This window comes from Aliivibrio kagoshimensis (genome assembly GCF_050337105.1).
GTDB lineage: Bacteria > Pseudomonadota > Gammaproteobacteria > Enterobacterales > Vibrionaceae > Aliivibrio_A > Aliivibrio_A kagoshimensis.
This window is the reverse complement of sequence record NZ_JAKJSQ010000065.1, coordinates 1-19900: the sequence shown is the minus strand read 5'-3', so window position 1 is coordinate 19900 and position 19900 is coordinate 1. Positions and strand designations below refer to the sequence as shown.

Sequence of the window (19900 nt, the reverse complement as noted above, 5' to 3'; positions counted from 1 at the left end):
ATTCAAATAATAATGAAATCACCAAAAATACGTTTATTAATGCAGGTGATGATCACCGCAGTGATGGAAGTCACACTTTCCACGTCTCTGCCATTCGAGTCTACTATGGTAATGGCAACTATATTTCTGAAAACAGTTTCAGAGGAACGCGGGGTATCTCAATTGATTTAAGAGGGGCTGAGCATCTTGGGCACATTAACCCTAATGACGGAAGTTATAATCTCGCTGCATCAACCTCTAATCGAGGTATAGATTTCCCGGTGATTCAAACAGCCTCAGTGACCTCTACCGGAGACCTCAATGTTACTGGTTATATTGGATTAAGCCCCTCTTCGTCAGTATTTGGCGGTAGTGACATAGAGATATACCTTGCTGAAGGCTCTCCAACTAACCACACGCTTAATGGAACTGACTTTATTGGGAGTTGTTATTCTGACTCAACGGCTAAATTTGATTGTACGTTTGCCATTCCAGATGGACTAAATGTCGCGATCGGAAGCAAAATTACTGGTATCGCGATTGGAAGACGTTCTGATGATGATGATGATGATGACGACGATGATGATGACGATGATGATGACGATGATGATGACGATGATGATGATGACGACGATGACGAAGGAAGAAATACCTCTGAAATGGGCAGCATTGCCATAGTTACTGGCACGGAAAGTCTTGGTGTAGATATATACACTCTACAATCAACACCGCTGACTTGTGAAAAATCCGCCTTCAATATTGATATTATCGATAGCTATAACAATAACGATTTAGCCAATTATACTGGTGATGTGAATGTTACCCTATCTAAAATCTCTTCCATTGGTGATTTAAGTCAACTGTGCTGGTTATCCGACAACCCAGCGGGCGTTGGAAAAGTGAGTTGTGACCAAGGGTTATTGGTTAACTTTAATGACGAAACCTCAAGAAGCTTATATATAGAGTCATACCATCAAGATATGGAAGTGACGGCTTATGCAGAGATGGTGGACGATATCACCAAAAATGATACGTCAGGCACAGTGAAATTTGGCAGTGAAGGGTTTACGCTAGAACTGATCAGCAGCGATAGCCAAGGGTATAGAGCGGGTATCTCCTCCCAGTTAAAATTAACCCGAATCGAGACAAGCTCTGGTGGAGTGCCCGTTTGTACCATTAACGAACGATACAACGGCAATAAAGATATCGGTTTTAAGCTGAGTTACTTATCCGCTGTCGTGAATCGGGCCAGTGGTTCCATCGTGTCGGGAAACAAAACGACTGCTGTTAATGAGTCGGGTTTCAATGATGCCAAGATAAAGTTCTCCAGTGGTATTGCTACGGCCGATTTCTATTATGATGAAGCTGGGAAAATCCGTCTAGAAGCTTACTACGATCCTCCAGGTCATAACCCGAATGATTCCATCTGGAAGCAGTCTAAAGCGGTCACTTTTACTCCTTACCAACTGAAAATTGAAGAGATAAGCAGTGGCAGTGATAAAAAGTTAAACCCAGGTGGAAACAGTTTGAGTGGTGGTGGGTTTGTTGCCGCCGAAGTGCCATTTGATTTTCTGCTGAAAGCCTATTCTGCACGTAACAACCTAGTGACACAAAACTTCACCACCAGTGATGGTGATATGTTGGTTGGTGTTGCTGTATTAAGTCCTGCAAACAAAACAGGAGAGCTTGCTCAGCTGAGGCTGCCAACAGATACTGATATTGTATTTACTAATGGTGTTGCTGACTTAGATGGCTTTAAATATGGAGAAGTTGGCAGTTTCTACGCGAATTTCATGGTGACGGATTATCTTGATTTAGCCAACGTTAATTATTTATCTGTAAATACACCCGAAGTGGGGCGTTTTTATCCCGACCGGTTTGAACTGACCAGTCAAGGGGTGACCACTGACTTTACCAACGCTGGAGGCTACTGGACTTATCTAGGTAAACCAGATATTGAGTTAACCTATCAGCTAGAAGCCTTAGGGGCTGATGGTCGACGCTTAAGCTATTATGAATCTGGTTATGCCATAGATACGATTGAACTCAATCTAGAAGACAGAACCGCCGGCAACCCAATCAGTACCTTAACTAACCGTTTGGTGATGCCGGAGTCAATAGCTCCAGGAGGCGTGTTTACACCAATATGGAGTGGTGGAGTACAAATCATTAATGCTACCGGTTTGAACACACTAGCGGTAGCTAGAGAGTCGACAGGTGCCGATGGGCCTTATGAGTCGAGTACTCTGTTCTTAAGTCGAATCAGCGCGTTAGACGCCGTACAATTTAAATCAGCGGGAGTGTTGCAAGACACCGCAGATATTGGTGGTGAAATCGGACTTCGATATGGCCGATTGAATATAAAAGATACCTTCGGCCCAACTAATACCGACCTGCCAATGGACATGCAGATTGAGTATTGGGATGGCGACTCCTTTGAGGTAAACCTTTGGGATGATGCCGACACTCAATTGGATAAGGATATGTCCCACAGCAGTGATACACCGAGTGATCTGAGTGTCGGGTTTGTCTTTGATAAAAGTACGGATATTTCAGAAGGGGTCTATGCACTGAAAGTGTCCGGAGACAAGAGTGGCTCAACCTTGGTAAGTAATGATCTGGTTAACTTTCCTTGGTTACAATACTGCTGGACTAACTCAGATTGCGCTGGCAATAACTATCAGAATAATCCATTAGCCCAAGCGATATTTGGTACTCAGCGACCTTCTGATAGAGTGATCTATTGGCAGGAGATGTTCTATTAAGTGGTTGCTTATTTGTTTGGTGTTAGCTCATCGAGTGAGTTAACACCAGTGGCATCGTGATGGTTTAGAAAATGGGTACAAAAAAGCCAGTTCCGTGAGGAACTGGCTTTTTAAATGATGGTGGAGGGGGACGGATTCGAACCATCGAAGGCAGAGCCGTCAGATTTACAGTCTGATCCCTTTGGCCACTCGGGAACCCCTCCACAGGGTTCTTTTTATATTGACTGCTACGGCGTGAAACAGGATGAGCAATCAAGTTGTAATGATGGTGGAGGGGGACGGATTCGAACCATCGAAGGCAGAGCCGTCAGATTTACAGTCTGATCCCTTTGGCCACTCGGGAACCCCTCCACAGGGTTCTTTCTATATTAACTGCTACGGCRTGAAACAGGATGAGCAATYAARTTGTAATGATGGTGGAGGGGGACGGATTCGAACCATCGAAGGCAGAGCCGTCAGATTTACAGTCTGATCCCTTTGGCCACTCGGGAACCCCTCCACAGGGTTCTTTCTATATTAACTGCTACGGCGTGAAACAGGATGAGCAATTAAATTGTAATRATGGTGGAGGGGGACGGATTCGAACCATCGAAGGCAGTGCCGTCAGATTTACAGTCTGATCCCTTTGGCCACTCGGGAACCCCTCCACAAGTGCGGAGCGCATAATATCAAACGTGCTTGAGCTGTAAAGACATTTTTGTTGTTTTTGGTTTAAGTGGTTTTTTTTTCAACGCTTTTGGTTTCGTATCGATGTTTTACACTAAAATTGACTCACTTTGCTGAGCTTTACATTGATTTACGCTATTGCAGGAATAAATCAGTAAAATAGGGGCAGAATTTATTGAAGGGTAAAAAAATGACCAGACGGTTTTTGTTGGCACCAGCCATCGTTGTTTGTATGAGTACACTGCTATTTACTTCTGCTTCTATTGCAAAGGGTACTGGGAACAAACCTGGCGGTGAGCGCATGGTTTCCGTTTATACCGATGTCGTAGCCGAACACCAAGTTTCTCAAACCATTTCGTTAATCGGTAAGCTGCAATCGGATAAGTCAGTCAACATCGCGACGGAGGTATCTGGAAAAGTCAAAACGATTCAGGTTAGCGCCAATCAGAAGGTAAAAGAGGGGCAGCTTCTGTTTCAGCTAGATGATGCAAAAGCGCAAGCAGCATTAAAAGAGGCGAAAGCGTATCTGGCTGACGAACAGAGAAAGCTGAAAGAGTATTCTAAGCTAGTTAAAAAGAATGCAGTGACCAAAACCGCAATGGATGGTCAAGCTGCCATTGTTGATATCGCTGCTGCTCGATTAGCCTCGGCCAAAACAGATGTTAAACATCATAATCTAACGGCACCTTTTTCGGGAACGATTGGTTTAATCGATTTTAGCCGAGGAAAAATGGTCTCAACAGGCGTTGAACTTATGACTCTTGATGACTTATCAGTGATGCAACTTGATTTGCAAGTGCCCGAACGCTACCTCTCTCTGCTCTCGAATGGCATGAAAGTCACTGCGGTAAGCCAAGCGTGGCAGAACCAACAGTTTGAGGGCAAGGTGGTTGCGATAGACTCTCGTATTAATCAAGAGACCTTGAATATGCGAGTGCGTGTAGAGTTTGCCAATAAAAAGAATCAGCTTAAACCTGGTATGATGATGTCGGCCACCATGGCATTCCCAGCGATCCGTGAAGCGATTATTCCTGTTCAAGCACTTGAATATTCAGGCACTAAGCGTTTTGTCTATGTGATTAATGAGAAGGGTATTGCCAAGCGAACTGAGGTGATCTTAGGGGCACGTATTGATGATCAGGTTTTGATCGAAAAGGGCGTCGCATTGGGTGATAAAATAGTAGTGCAAGGACTCGTTAACATGCGCGACGGAATGAAAGTGAAAGATCTTGCTCAATCTAGCACGACAGCCAAGGAGAGTCACTAATGTGGATCTCTGATACGGCAGTAAAACGCCCCGTGGTCGCGATTGTATTTAGTCTACTGTTATGTGTATTTGGCATCGTCTCGTTCACCAAATTGGCCGTGCGAGAGATGCCAGATGTAGAGAGCCCTGTGGTGACCGTGATGACTCGTTATGAGGGTGCCGCTGCCACGATCATGGAGAGCCAGATAACGGCGGTACTTGAAGACCAAATAACGGGTATTAGTGGTATTGATGAAATCACTTCCGTCACTCGAAACGGCATGTCGCGTATTACCATTACTTTTGATTTAGGTTGGAACCTAACTGAAGGGGTGAGTGATGTTCGTGATGCCGTCGCCAAAGGTCAGCGTTCACTGCCTGATGAAGCTGACGATCCCATCGTATCTAAAAACAATGGTTCAGGTGAAGCGTCGATGTACATCAACCTGACATCAACTGAGATGGATCGAACCCAGTTAACCGATTATGCACAGCGTGTTCTCGAGGATAGATTTAGCCTTATTTCAGGCGTCAGCTCCATTAATATCTCAGGCGGTCTGTACAAGGTCATGTATGTCAAACTCGAGCCAACGCAGATGGCGGGGCGTCAGGTTACCACCTCAGACATTGTTAGTGCCTTGAAGGCAGAGAATGTAGAAAACCCTGCTGGTGAAGTCCGTAACGATACCACTGTGATGTCTGTGCGCACCGCAAGGCTCTATGATGAACCTCAAGATTTTGATTACTTAGTGGTCCGTACTGCTAGTGATGGCACCCCTATCTACTTAAAAGATGTGGCGACGGTGTCGATTGGTGCAGAAAACGAAAACTCATCGTTCAAAAGTGATGGCGTGGTGAATTTAAGCTTAGGCATTATTCCTCAATCGGACGCCAATCCACTGGAGGTGGCGACAGCGGTACATGATGAGGTAGCCAAGATTCAAAAATTTTTGCCGGAAGGGGCCCGTTTAGCGATCGATTATGATTCGACGGTTTTTATCGATCGCTCAATCAGTGAAGTTTATAACACGCTATTTATTACTGCTGGTTTAGTTATCCTTGTCCTTTACATTTTTATTGGCCAAATTCGTGCCACCTTGATACCGGCAATTACCGTACCTGTGTCGTTGATCTCTTCGTTTATTGCCGCTTACTATTTTGGTTTTTCAATCAACCTGATCACCTTGATGGCGCTAATTCTTGCTATCGGCTTAGTGGTGGATGATGCCATTGTGGTGGTAGAGAATATTTTCCACCATATTGAGCGTGGAGAGAAACCATTGCTGGCTGCTTATAAGGGAACTCGTGAGGTGGGTTTTGCGGTAGTGGCAACCACATTAGTCTTAGTGATGGTGTTTCTGCCGATCTCTTTTATGGATGGCATGGTCGGTTTATTGTTTACTGAATTCTCCGTGTTATTGGCGATGTCGGTGATCTTCTCTTCGTTGATCGCACTGACGTTAACCCCAGTACTCGGCAGTAAAATATTGAAAGCGAATGTTAAACCCAACGCATTTAATCGGGCAGTGGATTCGCTGTTTCAGCGTTTAGAGTTGCAATATCGAAGAGTCGTGACGATAGCGGTACGGTTTCGTTGGGGCGCGCCTGTGGTTATTGCTGCCTGTATTGCAGGCAGCTTCTGGCTCATGCAGCAGGTTCCTTCGCAATTAGCACCTAAAGAGGATCGTGGGGTTCTGTTTGCGTTTGTTAAAGGAGCAGAAGGAACCAGTTACAATCGTATGACCGCCAACATGGACATTGTTGAAGAGCGTCTGATGCCACTATTGGGTCAAGGCGTTATTAAATCTTTTAGTACTCAAGCTCCGGCTTTTGGAGGTAATGCCGGCGACCAAACTGGCTTTGTTATCATGGTGTTGGAAGATTGGGCAGACCGAAGCGTCAGTGCGCAGCAAGCGTTAGGCATGGTCAGTAAAGCTCTAAAAGATATCCCTGATGTGATGGTTCGCCCTATGATGCCTGGATTTAGAGGTAGCTCCAGTGATCCGGTGCAGTTTGTACTCGGCGGTTCAGATTACAGTGAACTGCAAAAATGGGCACAGCTACTGCAACAGGAGTCTGACAACAGCGGCATTATTTCAGGGGCCGATCTAGACTACTCGGAAAAAACACCTGAACTGGTTGTGACCATTGATAAAGAGCGTGCGGCAACGCTAGGCATTAGCGTACAAGAGGTCTCGAATACGTTAGAGATTATGCTTGGTGGCAGCAGTACAACTACCTATATAGAGCGTGGTGAAGAGTACGATGTTTATCTGCGTGGGGATGAGAATAGCTTTAATAATGCGGGAGATTTAAGTCAAATCTATATGCGTTCCGCCTCTGGAGATCTTATTACCTTAGACACCATTACGCATATTGATGAAGTCGCATCGGCCAACCGCCTTTCGCACAATAACAAACAGAAATCGATCACGTTAAGTGGGACGGTGGCGGCCGGTTATACCTTAGGAGATGCGCTAAATTTTCTTGATGATAAAGCGATAGAGCTACTGCCAAGTGACATTTCAGTCGCTTATAGCGGAGAGTCGAAAGAGTACAAAGAGAATCAAAGCAGTATCCTGTTTGTATTTGGTTTAGCGCTGTTAGTGGCCTACCTAGTGCTTGCCGCTCAGTTTGAAAGCTTCATCAATCCATTAGTCGTGATGTTTACGGTGCCAATGGGAGTATTTGGGGGCTTTTTAGGGCTTTACTTTATGAATCAAGGGCTGAACATCTATAGCCAAATTGGGATGATCATGCTGATTGGTATGGTGACCAAAAATGGCATTTTAATCGTCGAGTTTGCCAATCAACTGCGCGATCGCGGAGTGGAGTTTGAACAAGCTGTAGTTGATGCGGCTGCGCGTCGTTTACGTCCAATATTAATGACAGCGTTTACCACTTTGGCGGGCTCGATTCCGTTGATTATGTCAACAGGAGCAGGTTCGGAGAGTCGAATTGCAGTGGGTACTGTGGTGTTCTTCGGGATGGCATTTGCGACACTGATTACTCTGTTTATTATTCCGGCGATGTATCGCTTACTCTCAGCAGCGACTCACTCTCCAGGTTATGTTGAAGCAGAGCTTGAAAAAGAGCTGGATCTGGATGTGAAGCAGAGAGCCTCTCACGGTTAGTCGTCGTGTAATGAAGCCAATATTAATATTGGCTTCATTACTACCTACATCAACGCATTCGTTTACTTTTGGGTTGATAAATACTCTTCAAGCCCGTTTTGTCTTAACTCGCATGCTGGGCAATCTTTGCAACCATCTCCAATGATGCCGTTATAGCAGGTTAGGGTGTGGTTACGCACAAAATCCAGCTTGCCAAATGAGTCCGCTAGCTGCCAAGTCTGCGCTTTATTCAGCCACATCAGAGGTGTCTCAATTTTCAGCGGCCTGTCCATTCCCAGTACCAATGACTGATTGATTGATTTCACGAACTCATCACGGCAATCGGGATAACCGGAGAAATCGGTTTCGCATACACCGGTGATCACAGATTCTGCGCCCAGTTGGTAGGCATAAATACCCGCCAAGGTAAGGAACAGAATATTACGACCAGGGACAAACGAATTAGGTAACCCATTCTCATCTAACACATGGGATACGGGAATGCTATCACGGGTTAAGGAGCTGATTGCCAACTCATTAAGCAAACTCACATCCATCACTTTATGCGATGCGGCGCCGAGCTCTTTAGCTACTTTTTTGGCAACATCAATTTCTTGGCTATGACGTTGGCCATAATCAAAAGTGATGCAGTGAACGTGCTCATATTGAGTAAGGGCTTGAATCAAACAGGTTGTGGAGTCTTGACCACCACTAAAAACAACAATTGCAGAGCTCATTTTGATATTCCTTTTGGTCTAATGGGAGGATCTTAAGCCACTGGATACAAAAAAGCCACATCAGCTGTTTTATAGATTCTGTTACACGTTATACTGACCATTACTATTATTCTCATATATAGCGACATATAGAGAATAATTTTCTCTTTTAGGGTGGAAATTATGGAATTGGATAGGGTCGATAAGAAGCTGCTACAGCTGCTGCAACAAGATGGCACACTCTCTCTGGCGGACTTAGCCGAAGCGGTTAATTTAACCACAACCCCCTGTTGGAAGCGCCTTAAAAGAATGGAAGAGGTTGGGGTGATCAGCAAGCGTGTTGCTCTGTTGAATCCTGAGAAGTTAGGGCTCTCCTTTACCGCGTTTGTGCAGATTAAAACCAGTGATCACTCCCATGAGTGGTATCAGCAGTTTGTTGAAATTATTTCTGATTACTCGGAAGTGATGGAATTTTATCGTATGGCAGGCGAGTACGATTACATGATGAAAGTGCTGGTGGCTGATATGAAGCAGTTTGATCTCTTCTATAAGCGATTGGTCAATAGTATTGATGGTTTAACCAATGTGACCTCTACGTTTGCGATGGAACCCTTGAAATATACCACTGCTCTACCTATCAGTTAACGGAGAAACAATGCGAATTTTTGCACAGCTTTTTTGGTATTTTAAACGCCAGTGGCGCAAATATTTGGGCGCTATCCTGATCTTAACCGTGGTCTCTCTGCTTGAGGTGATTCCGCCAAAGCTCATTGGTCAAGTGGTGGATCAAGTTGTTGATGGAACCATGCACCAGAGTGAACTGTGGTTACCGCTTCTTGGTATCGGAGGTATTTGGTTATTCTCCTATTTTCTCCGAGTCTTGTGGCGAGTGTGGCTGTTTGGTGCCGCAGCTGAACTTGGAACCGTACTACGTAACCGACTGTTCAAGCACTTTTCAAAGCATCCTCCTCGCTTTTTTGAGCGCTATAAAACGGGTGACTTAATGGCCCGTTCCACCAACGATGTTAACGCGGTCGTGATGACAGCCGGTGAGGGAGTACTTACTGCAGCAGACTCATTAATCAGTGGTGCCATTGTGTTGATTGTGATGACCACACAACTCAGTTGGGAGTTGACGTTACTCGCGTTGTTACCAATGCCGATCATGGCGCTGTTTGTGAATAAACTCGGTTCACAACTGCATGGTCGTTTCTCTTCGTCGCAAGCGGCGTTCTCATCCTTAACAGAAACCACACAAGACTCATTAAATGGCATCAGAATGGTGCGTTCGTTTGGTTTAGAGCAGCATCAGCAAGCTAACTTTGATGCCGCTGCTGATCAAGCGGGTGAACACAATATGGCGGTAGCGGAAGTGGACGCTAAGTTTGATCCTGTGATCTATTCAACCATAGGCATGTCTTTCTTTTTGAGTGTCGCGGGTGGGGGTTACATGGTCTCTCAAGGAGCCTTAACCTTGGGGGATTTAACGGCCTTCACTCTGTATCAAGGGTTGATGATCTGGCCGATGCTTGCCATCGCGTGGCTGTTTAATATTATCGAACGTGGTTCAGCGGCATGGAAGCGTCTGCAAACTATTTTTGATGAGGAGCCTGAAATTGTCTCTGGTAGCAGTGAATTAACCCAGAACTCAACCACTCTCCATGTCGATGTAAAAAACTTCAGCTGGCACAGTCAGCAACATCCGGTACTCCATCAGATTGCGTTTGGTCTACAACCGGGCTCAATCTTAGGGTTAGCGGGACCTGTTGGCAGCGGTAAATCGTCAGTGATTGCTCTTCTGCTACGTTTGCAGGAGCTCAAAGAGGGGGAGATCCACCTAGGAGATGTGGAGATTAAACACGCTGATTTAAGCATGTGGCGTTCTACGTTTGCAGTGGTGAGCCAAGCGCCGTTCCTATTCTCACGCTCGATCGCTGACAATATTGCTTTAGGTTTTCCCAATGCAACACGCGAACAGATAAGACATGCGGCTCAGTTAGCCTGTATTGATGAGGATATTATGACGTTCAAGCAGGGCTATGAAACCTTGGTGGGTGAAAAAGGCATCACATTATCAGGGGGGCAAAAGCAGCGGATCTCGATTGCACGAGCTCTGTTATTGGATGCGCCGATTCTAATTTTGGATGATGCGCTTTCTGCGGTGGATGGTCGTACCGAACACCAAATTTTGTCTAATCTTCATCGTAGTGAGCGGAAACAGAGTGTGATTGTGATTGCGCACCGTTTAACGGCGCTGGAACAAGCGGATCAGATCATCGTATTAAACCAGGGGCATGTAACCGAACAAGGGACGCATCAGCAGCTAATCAATCAGAACAGTTGGTACAGTGAAATGCATCAATATCAGATGTTAGTATCGGAGTTGGAGGCGTAATGAACAGAAAACAAATTTTATCTCGCCTGCTGCGTTACGTATTCAGTCAGCCTAAAGCGTTAGCTATGGCGGCGCTATTGTTGTTATTGGCCGTGTTAGCCGAAGTGTCAGGCCCGTGGCTCATTAAGGTGTTTTTAGATGATCATGTAGCCAAAGATTACTACCCACAAACCACGTTAATCGGGTTGGCTTTGCTGTATGTCTTTTTACAAGTGGCGTCGGCATGGTTGCACTACAAACAGTCGCTACGCTTTAATCGTCTAGCCATTGGTGTGGTTCAAAAAGTGAGGAAACAGGTCTATAGCTCTATCATCAATCAACCGCTGTCGGCTTTTGATTACACGCCAATTGGCAAACTGGTTTCTCGCATCACCAATGACACTGAGACCTTAAAAGATCTCTATGTACAGGTGTTGGCTACTGCTATGCGCAATGTGGCGCTGATATCAGTCATGCTGGTGGTGATGACTCTGTTGAGTTGGAGATTGACCTTAGTCGTTTTGGTATTGATCCCAGTGATCTGTATCGTGATGGTTTTTTATCAGCGAGTCAGCGCCAGTGCCTATGGCCGTGTTCGGGATCTGCTTGCCGATTTAAACGCCACCATGAGCGAATCCGTACAGGGCATGAGCTTGATTCAGTTAATGCGTCAAGAGAAGCGTTTTTCAAAAGAGTATGGAGATCTTAATCAGCAACATCTTGATGCGGAAATTGGCATTACTAAGCTGAACGGCATCTTATTAAGGCCCTTAATCGATCTGCTATCTGGCATCGCACTGTTGTCACTGGTTGCCGTGTTTGGTTTCAATGGGGTTGAGCTAGTCGGGGTTGGGGTGCTCTATGCCTTTATTAGCTATTTAGGCCGTGTGACTGAGCCGTTGATTGAGATGACACAGCAGCTCTCACTACTGCAGCAAGCCATTGTGGCCGGTGAGCGTCTGTTTGCTTTGATGGATGCCCCACAACAGCCTTATGGAGACGATCAACGTAGTTTATCTTCGGGGGCGATTGCAGTGAACCGCCTCAGTTTTAGTTATGACGGTAAACAGCAGGTGCTTGATGACATTAGCTTTGAACTGCCTCACCGGGGGTTTTTGGCCTTGGTGGGTCATACTGGCAGTGGCAAAAGCACCTTGGCTGCGTTGTTGATGGGATTCTACCCAGCCGAGAACGGCTCTTTAAAACTTGATGATCGGGAGCTAAACACTCTCTCACATCAGGCTTTAAAAGAGGGGATATCCATGGTTCAGCAAGACCCGCATGTGTTAAGTGAGTCGGTGCGTGACAATGTGGCGTTAGGCAGAGCGGTGAGTGATGAATTGATTCAAGACGCTTTAGAGCGAGTCGGGCTTGCAGCATACGTTGACCAATTATCTGAGGGACTAAATACTCAGCTAGGGCAGGGTGAAGTAAATCTCTCTGCCGGTCAAAAGCAGCTTTTGGCCCTGGCAAGAGTCTTGGTTGCTAAGCCGAAAATACTCATCTTGGATGAAGCGACGGCGAATATTGATTCAGGTACCGAGCAATTAATTCAAAAAACCTTATCTACGCTGCGCGAAGAGTTGAGTTTAGTGGTGATTGCCCATCGACTCTCTACCATTGCGGATGCCGATGAAATTTTGGTTCTGCATCAAGGTAAGCTGGAAGAGCGAGGCTCACATAAAGCCTTGATAGCGCAGCAAGGGCGCTATTGGCAGATGCACAAACTTCAACAAGTTGGTGAACACTTACATCAGTTGGAAGAGTCACCAGAGCCTGTCTAATCATGCGTTATCGAATAGATTAGCTTTTTGTTTGACGCATTAATCCCTCTTGAATCGCCGAGGCCACCAGTTGGCCTTGCTGATTAAATATCTCACCACGCACTAGCCCTCTTGAGCCGCTGGCATTAGGGCTTTCGATAGCAAACAGTAACCACTCATCCATCTTGAATGGGCGGTGGAACCACATCGAATGATCGATAGTGGCCACTTTGAATCCTGGGGTTAACAGACTGACCGAGTGAGGGTGCAGTGCGGTGACCAAAAATCCCCAATCCGAGGCGTAAGCCAACATATATTGATGGATCAGCTGATCGGTTGGCAGTTCACCATTAGCTTTGATCCACAGGTACTGTTTACCTTCGGCTTTATGTGGTTTAAGTGGGTTAATCACGGTGACTGGGCGCACTTCAATTGGTTTTTCGGTACAGAATATCTTTTGAACTTGAGGGGGAAGCTGCGATTTAATGGCATTGGCTAACTCAGTTTCAGAGCGATAGTTCTCAGGACCAGCAATATCGGGCATTTCAGACTGATGCTCAAATCCCGGCTCCTCACCATGGTACGAGGCCGTAAGGTAGAAAATAGGGCGACCATTTTGCACCGCTTTCACACGTCTCGTACTAAAGCTGCGACCATCTCTAAGCGTTTCGACATCATAAATGATGGGCTTTTGCGGATCGCCAGGGTAGAGAAAGTAGCTGTGAAAAGAGTGAACCATTCTGTCACTCTCAACTGTGTATCGTGCCGCAGAAAGGGCCTGACCAACCACTTGACCACCATACACTTGTGGCAAGCCTAAATGTTCGCTTTGACCTCGAAATAACCCCTGCTCTAAGGTTTCCAGTTGCAATAAATCAAGTAGTTCATTTAAAGTGTTGTTCATGATTATTTAGCCTAACTATTGAGAACGCTGCGTCAATTCATTGTCAAATCTTCTCTTAAAACAAGACACAAATGCAAGCAATGCCTATACTTGGCTCGAATTTATTTTTGCGAGAACTACAATGAAAAAAATACTATTAATGATTATGTCACTGGTGATGAGTGCGGTAATGGTCGGTTGTACAACAACAAGCAGTGAGATGAGCATGAAAACGGTAGAGGGCACTATAAGCTACCGTGAGCGTATCGCAATGCCAGCTAATGCCGTTGTGACTGTCGTGCTGGAAGATATTTCCCGTGCTGATGCATTATCAATTGTACTCGCAACGCAGAGCTTTAAGACCGAAGGCAAACAAGTGCCATTTAATTACTCTTTGCAGTATAACCCAGCCGACATCATTGCTAATCACCGTTACAGTGTTCGAGCAAAAATTGAGATAGATGGGAAGTTACGTTTTACGGCGGATACATCTTATGGGGTGATCACCGATGCTGACTCAACGCATCAGCAAGATCTTCGTCTAGTGGGTGTAAGTCACTAATCATTAGGTCTAGCTAAATTAGAGCGCTGGTTTCCGGCGCTCCATCTATACCGTTTTAAGTTCACCTTTCCCTCGTTTGATACTTCAACACCATCTTCAATTAGCTGATTTCGCTGCCGAATCAAATCCTTGCCAGTTAACGAAACAAAACCACGGGAATTGATCACTCTAAACCAGGGCAATTTTGTATCTGAAGGCAATCGAGAGAGAACTTTACCCACTTGACGAGCGTAGTTGCTATATCCCGCTAGCTTAGCGATATCACCATATGTGGCGACATTGCCTTTAGGAATTTGGTGAATAGCTGCAAATATTTGAAGTTCAAATTCAGTCATTGTCTGTAAGTTTGCTATACTGAAATATAAGTGAAATGTATATTAAATAGTAAACTAATTAGGAAGATAGTAAATATTCAACAGAAAAAAATGAATACGCAAAGCATATTTGCAGGGAGTGTATTATGTCATTTTCTATAGTTCAGGTATTAATTACCCTTGTCTTAGCAGTCGTTGGAGTTAGCGCGCTAGGCATCAGTGGGGGAGAGATCCCACCGCTCGCATTCGCCATTCCGGCACTCTGGCTGTTGCCAAAAGGACGAGCAGCCGCTTGGTTACTTCTGTTCGCATTAGGCCTCTATGCGCTGGTTCTCCCTTATCAACCTCTTGCTCTATCTATTAGTGTATGGACACTGCTGCCTCTCTTTATGGTGGTTTACTCCTACAAAAGCAGTAAAGAGGTGGTTGGCATGTTAACCGCCGTGATTCTGGCGATGGAAGCTGGGATTATTGCGCTGCAGTACGAAGGCAACCTAGGCGGAAAACCCGTCTATACGCTTATTCAAATCGCCGCGGTCATTATGGTATGGTTTGCCGCAAGAAGCTGGCGAAAAATTGATGGCAATCTATGGTTACCGTTGCTGGTGGTTATCCCATTATGCATGGCAGGAATGACGCATGCTGCCTTAGCAATGCTATGTGTGACGGGTATTATTGTTAGCATGCAATCCATTTCCACTTCTAAAAATGTGAAATGGTCATCATCGCTCTCATGGCTGCTGCCGGTGATCGCGTTCGCTACCTTTGTGGTCTTACCGCAGTATGAGGTCCCCAATCCGGTGTTGATCTCTTGGTTTATGATTTTGATTTCAGGATGGGCGACCGATTTTATGATGTATGTCGGAGAGGGCGAGGACCAGTAATCATAAAAAGAGGCTAACGGTATAATAAACAAGCAATCAGTTCATTTTTGCTTGTTTAGCCTTGCATTCATATCGAGCATCACGGATAATCTTTTCATCTGCTTAGGCAGTGCAACAAATCTATGGAGGCTCTGGTCCTCTCGCAACACTAACTTGTGAACTCGGTCAGATCCGGAAGGAAGCAGCCGCAGCAGGCGTCGTGTGTGCCGGGATGTGGCTGGGGCTTCCACCCAACATGGGTAGCTGAAACTATATCGTGTCCAAAAAAAAATCATAACATATCCTTTTAAAATCCATAAAGTGTCCTACACTTGATTTAGTTGTTTTTTTACAACATTCAGGGACGCGTATATATATTCGTAATCTTCGTAAACCTTCCCCTAACAAAAATATTTATAAGTTCGCTAGTACTAAGAACAAAGGTACGATTATGTGCGATGGTTGCTATAGCTTTATTGAAATAAAACCCTACTCAAAGACATTAAGCAAAGAATTTAAACTGAAGTTTCAAGCACGCAGCACGCAGCAAAAAAGCTTGGTTTTGATCTGGTATTAGTTACAGACAGGCAAATAAGAACGGACTATTTCCTTAAGAATAGTGAACTGGTACATCGTTACAGCGGGTGTATTGAAGGGAATCCGTTAACTGACACTGTACTTGAAGAGCTGCTGATTTCAAAAACTATCAAAATTTATGAGCTAGCCCAAAGACTAAGTTCTTCTATAGGAGAGGTTGTTGCTTCAGTTCTTCGATTGATTTCTGTTGGAAAAGCGAGAACAGACTTTGACTTAGAGATGATAAATGAAAATAGCATTATTTCGGTTAACTAAATGAGTCGGCATTTTAAGGATGAGTTCGACCCTATATATTCTGAAGATGCAGAACAGAACTTTTTGTCACGGCCTGAGACGAAACACCCCCAACTCCAGTATAATGCGTTAAATAACACAAAGACTTATGAACGAGATTTGGATTCATTCCCACCTGAAGAAAAAGAAAAAGCGCTATAACGGTATAGATTGCTTTGTTTGGTTCATAAAGATCTCAAGGGTGGTTGGACTCCCAAAAATCTCAACTCATTGATTGACGAACATATCTATAAAACATCTCTCAGCAAGCCACGCTATAAGACGTTATTACGATGGCATAAAGCTTTCAGTGAAAGCCATGGTTAAAACCTTTTGTGGAGAGAAAGTTTCGTGAAATAATTCAAGGTATGGTCGGCTGGGTTCCTGATAAAACATTTTCTAATATGCTTGAAAAAGAAGATTATAAACCAGAAAAAGATGCAGTTATGCGCTTTAGTGTATTTGTTGAGGAATTGCACCGTTGGATTGTTGATGTCTACAATGCTAAAGCAGATACGAGGAATACTCTTGCTCAGGGACGCTCAGCGGCATTGGATTGAGAGTCGGTAATCGCTTCTTACCACGTCGACGCATATTCAGGTTTAACAACCGCTTTTTGAAGTGCATCAATGACCTCATCATCACGGTGGAGATCTGGCTTATATCGATAAACTGAATCACTAATGCCAACAACTCGGCAAGCTCTGCGCAGACTGATCCCATGTTCTTGTTTCACATAGTCAACCAGCTCACGGCGAACCGATGGCTTTACAGCTTTTTTTCGATAACGTCTTTGAGAATGGAGTGATCCAAGCTCAAATCTGCATACATTTGCTTTAAGCGGCGGTTCTCCTCTTCAAGCTCTTTCAATCGTTTGATATCCGAGCTATCCATACCGCCGTATTTGGCTTTCCAGTTACAATACGTAGCATCTGAAATACCGTATTCACGACAGGCATCCGATACTTTTCGGCCAGCCCCAACTTAAACGATACACCTAACATTGAGCATTATGAAAAATCAAGAATATCATCAAACCTTCACGGCATTTATTACCCTTACCTTGCTTTACTTATACTGTTATATCGATATACCTCCTCGTTTTGTTTCTGTTAAAAAACACAATGAACTACTCATAAAATTCATAAAAAAGCGAATGGCGCTACCTGATAACGCGAGTATCAAAAAAGATTTAAAAACACTCATCATGATGGCTCGTAAAGGCAAGAATGTTGAATTGAAGTTATGGGAGCTGCATACATTTCACCCACTATCCAAGGAGCATTTTTCTGATACTGAGCATTTCTATGTGTTACTCACTTATCTTTTTGAGAAGCACGGGTTTGCATCGGCGCTTGATGTTCCTGAAAGGGAGCGGGAAAAGGGGATTATTTACACCAGTGCAGAGCGGGTTAATCACTGCTTTAATGACGACAACGAACTCACTACACCTTTGCCGGTTTACATCATTGTGGATGAACCACAGCATTTGGTTGAATTAATCAACAATCAGGGGGACCGTTTATAGCAGAGCATGTGTCCACATCGAAAAGCACCCACCTCTCGACATTGCAGTTGTCGATTGGCTCTTTGTAATAATTTGATTACAACTGATTTATTCTGCCTGCTTATCGTTTTGGAGCGCTAAGGACACAATTGGGTGTTATTGAGCAGTGGTTTCTTAGCGGCCTTACTGGCCTTCTCATTGTCTATAGCAGTGAAGGCGATACGCAAAGCTTTATGGCGTTAAGAGCCACCAGAGTTTAGGTTTGCAGCCAGGTCTGTCGCACGTCACTTCTTCAATGGACGATACCCACATGGTGTGATGCTTATTGGTATTAATGCCGCACCCCGTGTTACTTCCTTTTTTACCCTTGTGTACAATCTTTGTTGTATTATTTCGAACCGCCATACAAGCCTCACATCATGACTTTATTTAGTATTGTGTCGGTTTTTATTATTATTCAACAATCACTCAGTCTTTTTTTACTGTTATTTTTATTTATAACAAAATCAATTGGATGAATGTGGCTATTACTGTCTATGCGTCTTGCGCACAGACTCTTACTGCTTATTTGTCATTCATCTAAACTGCTCTATTATTGAGATGTACTAAGGTGATAGGAGGGAATATGAAGACGCCGAATGAGCTTGATGCAATGAAATACGACAGGGAAAGAATTACACTAGGTCCCTTAGGGCTCAGTATGATATTCAAAAGCTCTCTGGTGCATGTATCGGTAACTACCCCTCTTGGTAAAAAGCTAAAGTGTAATACGTTTTTTATTGGCTCAGATTCATTGAGTTACCTTTTATTAAAGCTGCCCACAATCAGTAAAGAGATGGTTGAGGAGTTCTTTCAGGAGGGTTTCACACTGACGGTAAAAGCCATCTCTGACCAAGGTGAGGGGTCGATTATCATCTTTAGATCTCAAATCACAGAAATTTTGCAGCGACCAGCGGCTCTTATGGTCTTAGCGATGCCTAAAACCATGAGGCTGCACCAGCTTCGAAATGAGCCCCGTTTTGAAGTTGCGATGAACGCTTTAGTGTCAAAAGATGACGCCCACGTGAACGTAGAGTTGCGCGACCTCTCTAACAGCGGGTGCAATTTTGCTATCGATAGCTCCGATTCGACCTTTGAGAAGCAAGATATAGTTCAAATCAAAGTGATGAGAAAAAACTCCGATGAGGTAGTCAGTGTGCTCGGAGGTGATATATGCAATTCATTCACCAAGGGGGGAGTAACCTCCTATGGTGTACGTTTTAACGAGGCGAGCTCAGAAGAGATAAACACCCTGCTTGCCAGACTAATATTTGATGGTTCTAAAATGTGCTTTCCAAGTTAGAATAGTTGACGATTATAGATCGCTGACAAGATAAAAAGTAGCACCGCGAAACTTGGACTCATACATCGCTTTATCTGTCAGTGAGATTAGCTCCTGCATCTGCTCGGTATCATTTGGGTATATACCTACGCCAATGCTGGCATTCACATTCAAAAACAAGTCGTTTCCAGGGATGAATATTGGCCTTGAGATGATTTTGCTGATTTTGATGGCAATGGATTTTAACACGGATTGATAGTGTCCCTGGTTGGACACTTTGAATAAAATAATAAACTCATCGCCGCCCACACGAAATAATAAGTCGGTAGTTCTTAATTTACTCTCTAACCGCTCGGTTATCTTTTTCAAAATATAATCACCCGCGTCATGGCCGTAGGTGTCATTGATGGGTTTAAACTTATTTAAGTCGAAGAATATCATACCAACTGATTGGGATGGCCATATGGAGCGATACAGGCCGTTAACGACTTCTTCTAGATACCGTTGGTTGTGAGCTCCCGTTAAATTATCCGTATTGGCGTCACTCTCTAACTCTTCCATCTTATCGTGCACCAATGAATAATCTTGAATGATGGCGATACCACATGCTTCGTTATTAATGGTCATTGTGGCAATGGATATCCGTGCATGAAATCGGTCTCCAGCGGAATCTACGCATGGCATCACATTTCGAGACATCATCACTTTTGGGTGGGATTTTTTATCAATATAGGATTTAACTTTATCTCCGTGGTGCATTTTAACATCGGGACACACTAAATCACTGACAGAGAGGGTCTCAAATTGTGATTGCGTGTAACCAAACAACTCTAGGCACGGGGTATTGGCAAAAATAATATTGGAGTTTTTATCTGTGACGAGCACCGCGTCACCAAGGAACTGAAGAAAAGTTTCGATGTCGCTTAACACTCTCATTTTTATCCCCTCACTCATCACG

General features: G+C 44.4%; 15 protein-coding genes, 4 tRNA genes, 1 other RNA gene and 1 pseudogene. 12 read left to right on the top strand and 9 right to left on the bottom strand.

The annotated features are described in order from the left end of the window. A partial coding sequence (locus L4C32_RS16935; protein WP_428198072.1) for a DUF6701 domain-containing protein occupies positions 1 to 2744 on the top strand: 2744 nt, incomplete at its 5' end. A 118-nt stretch (positions 2745 to 2862) separates the two neighbouring features. Here the strand turns inward: L4C32_RS16935 and L4C32_RS16930 are convergent. The 4 genes from L4C32_RS16930 to L4C32_RS16915 all read right to left on the bottom strand — a co-directional run bounded on the left by L4C32_RS16930 (position 2863) and on the right by L4C32_RS16915 (position 3391). Then, a tRNA-Tyr gene (locus L4C32_RS16930) sits at positions 2863 to 2947 on the bottom strand. A gap of 63 nt (positions 2948 to 3010) precedes the next feature. Continuing rightward, a tRNA-Tyr gene (locus tag L4C32_RS16925) sits at positions 3011 to 3095 on the bottom strand. 63 nt (positions 3096 to 3158) lie between these two features. After that, positions 3159 to 3243 (bottom strand) — tRNA-Tyr (locus L4C32_RS16920). Positions 3244 to 3306: 63 nt separating this feature from the next. After that, positions 3307 to 3391 (bottom strand) — tRNA-Tyr (locus L4C32_RS16915). Between the two features lie 209 nt (positions 3392 to 3600). Between L4C32_RS16915 and L4C32_RS16910 the strand changes: the two genes are divergently transcribed. Further along, a complete protein-coding gene (locus L4C32_RS16910; RefSeq protein ID WP_428198071.1) occupies positions 3601 to 4677 on the top strand; it encodes an efflux RND transporter periplasmic adaptor subunit in 1077 nt (358 codons plus the stop codon). After that, complete coding sequence (locus L4C32_RS16905) at positions 4677 to 7790, top strand: multidrug efflux RND transporter permease subunit (RefSeq protein ID WP_428198070.1); 3114 nt, start codon at positions 4677 to 4679, stop codon at positions 7788 to 7790. Before L4C32_RS16910 ends, L4C32_RS16905 begins: the two co-directional genes overlap by 1 nt. Positions 7791 to 7852: 62 nt before the next feature. Here L4C32_RS16905 and queC read toward each other — a convergent pair whose 3' ends face one another. Further along, entirely contained in the window at positions 7853 to 8506 is a 654-nt protein-coding gene (gene queC, locus L4C32_RS16900) for a 7-cyano-7-deazaguanine synthase QueC (protein WP_428198069.1), read from the bottom strand. A 162-nt stretch (positions 8507 to 8668) separates the two neighbouring features. On the opposite strand from queC, the gene L4C32_RS16895 reads away from it, so the two are divergent. The 3 genes from L4C32_RS16895 to L4C32_RS16885 are packed head-to-tail and all read left to right on the top strand — an operon-like array spanning position 8669 to position 12643. Beyond that, positions 8669 to 9130: an Lrp/AsnC family transcriptional regulator gene (locus tag L4C32_RS16895; RefSeq protein WP_428198068.1), complete on the top strand. Its 462-nt coding sequence runs from the start codon at positions 8669 to 8671 to the stop codon at positions 9128 to 9130. 10 nt (positions 9131 to 9140) lie between these two features. Next, entirely contained in the window at positions 9141 to 10880 is a 1740-nt protein-coding gene (locus L4C32_RS16890) for an ABC transporter transmembrane domain-containing protein (protein WP_428198067.1), read from the top strand. Beyond that, positions 10880 to 12643 carry a SmdB family multidrug efflux ABC transporter permease/ATP-binding protein gene (locus L4C32_RS16885; protein WP_428198066.1) on the top strand — a complete coding sequence of 588 codons (1764 nt, stop codon included), beginning with the start codon at positions 10880 to 10882 and terminating at the stop codon, positions 12641 to 12643. The genes L4C32_RS16890 and L4C32_RS16885 overlap by 1 nt, the downstream gene beginning before the upstream one ends. A gap of 19 nt (positions 12644 to 12662) precedes the next feature. On the opposite strand, the gene tesB is transcribed toward L4C32_RS16885, so the two are convergent. After that, on the bottom strand, positions 12663 to 13526 hold the full coding sequence (gene tesB / locus L4C32_RS16880; protein WP_428198065.1) for an acyl-CoA thioesterase II: 864 nt from the start codon (positions 13524 to 13526) through the stop codon (positions 12663 to 12665). Between the two features lie 121 nt (positions 13527 to 13647). Between tesB and L4C32_RS16875 the strand changes: the two genes are divergently transcribed. After that, positions 13648 to 14067, top strand: coding sequence for a YbaY family lipoprotein (locus L4C32_RS16875; protein WP_428198064.1), 420 nt, complete (start codon positions 13648 to 13650; stop codon positions 14065 to 14067). On the opposite strand, the gene L4C32_RS16870 is transcribed toward L4C32_RS16875, so the two are convergent. Continuing rightward, complete coding sequence (locus tag L4C32_RS16870; protein WP_428198063.1) at positions 14064 to 14402, bottom strand: MGMT family protein; 339 nt, start codon at positions 14400 to 14402, stop codon at positions 14064 to 14066. The genes L4C32_RS16875 and L4C32_RS16870 overlap by 4 nt on opposite strands. A gap of 125 nt (positions 14403 to 14527) precedes the next feature. On the opposite strand from L4C32_RS16870, the gene L4C32_RS16865 reads away from it, so the two are divergent. From L4C32_RS16865 to L4C32_RS16855, 3 genes are all read left to right on the top strand, one after another. Next, positions 14528 to 15265 carry a VP0952 family biofilm-associated protein gene (locus L4C32_RS16865; protein WP_428198062.1) on the top strand — a complete coding sequence of 246 codons (738 nt, stop codon included), beginning with the start codon at positions 14528 to 14530 and terminating at the stop codon, positions 15263 to 15265. Between the two features lie 129 nt (positions 15266 to 15394). After that, an RNA gene (ffs, locus tag L4C32_RS16860) (signal recognition particle sRNA small type) lies at positions 15395 to 15491 on the top strand. 958 nt (positions 15492 to 16449) lie between these two features. Further along, positions 16450 to 16674, top strand: a complete 225-nt coding sequence (locus L4C32_RS16855; protein WP_428198073.1) for a hypothetical protein — start codon at positions 16450 to 16452, stop codon at positions 16672 to 16674. Here L4C32_RS16855 and L4C32_RS16850 read toward each other — a convergent pair. Then, a pseudogene (locus L4C32_RS16850) lies at positions 16649 to 17098 on the bottom strand (transposase); the annotation flags it as partial. The gene L4C32_RS16855 and the pseudogene L4C32_RS16850 sit on opposite strands and share 26 nt — an antisense overlap. A gap of 28 nt (positions 17099 to 17126) precedes the next feature. Between L4C32_RS16850 and L4C32_RS16845 the strand changes: the two are divergent. Continuing rightward, positions 17127 to 17642 (top strand): DUF2913 family protein, encoded by a 516-nt coding sequence (locus tag L4C32_RS16845; RefSeq protein WP_428198061.1) that lies wholly within the window; start codon positions 17127 to 17129, stop codon positions 17640 to 17642. A 604-nt stretch (positions 17643 to 18246) separates the two neighbouring features. After that, positions 18247 to 18963 carry a PilZ domain-containing protein gene (locus L4C32_RS16840; protein WP_428198060.1) on the top strand — a complete coding sequence of 239 codons (717 nt, stop codon included), beginning with the start codon at positions 18247 to 18249 and terminating at the stop codon, positions 18961 to 18963. A 12-nt stretch (positions 18964 to 18975) separates the two neighbouring features. On the opposite strand, the gene L4C32_RS16835 is transcribed toward L4C32_RS16840, so the two are convergent. Further along, positions 18976 to 19900 (bottom strand): sensor domain-containing diguanylate cyclase (locus L4C32_RS16835; protein ID WP_428198059.1); only part of this gene is annotated, 925 nt, incomplete at its 5' end.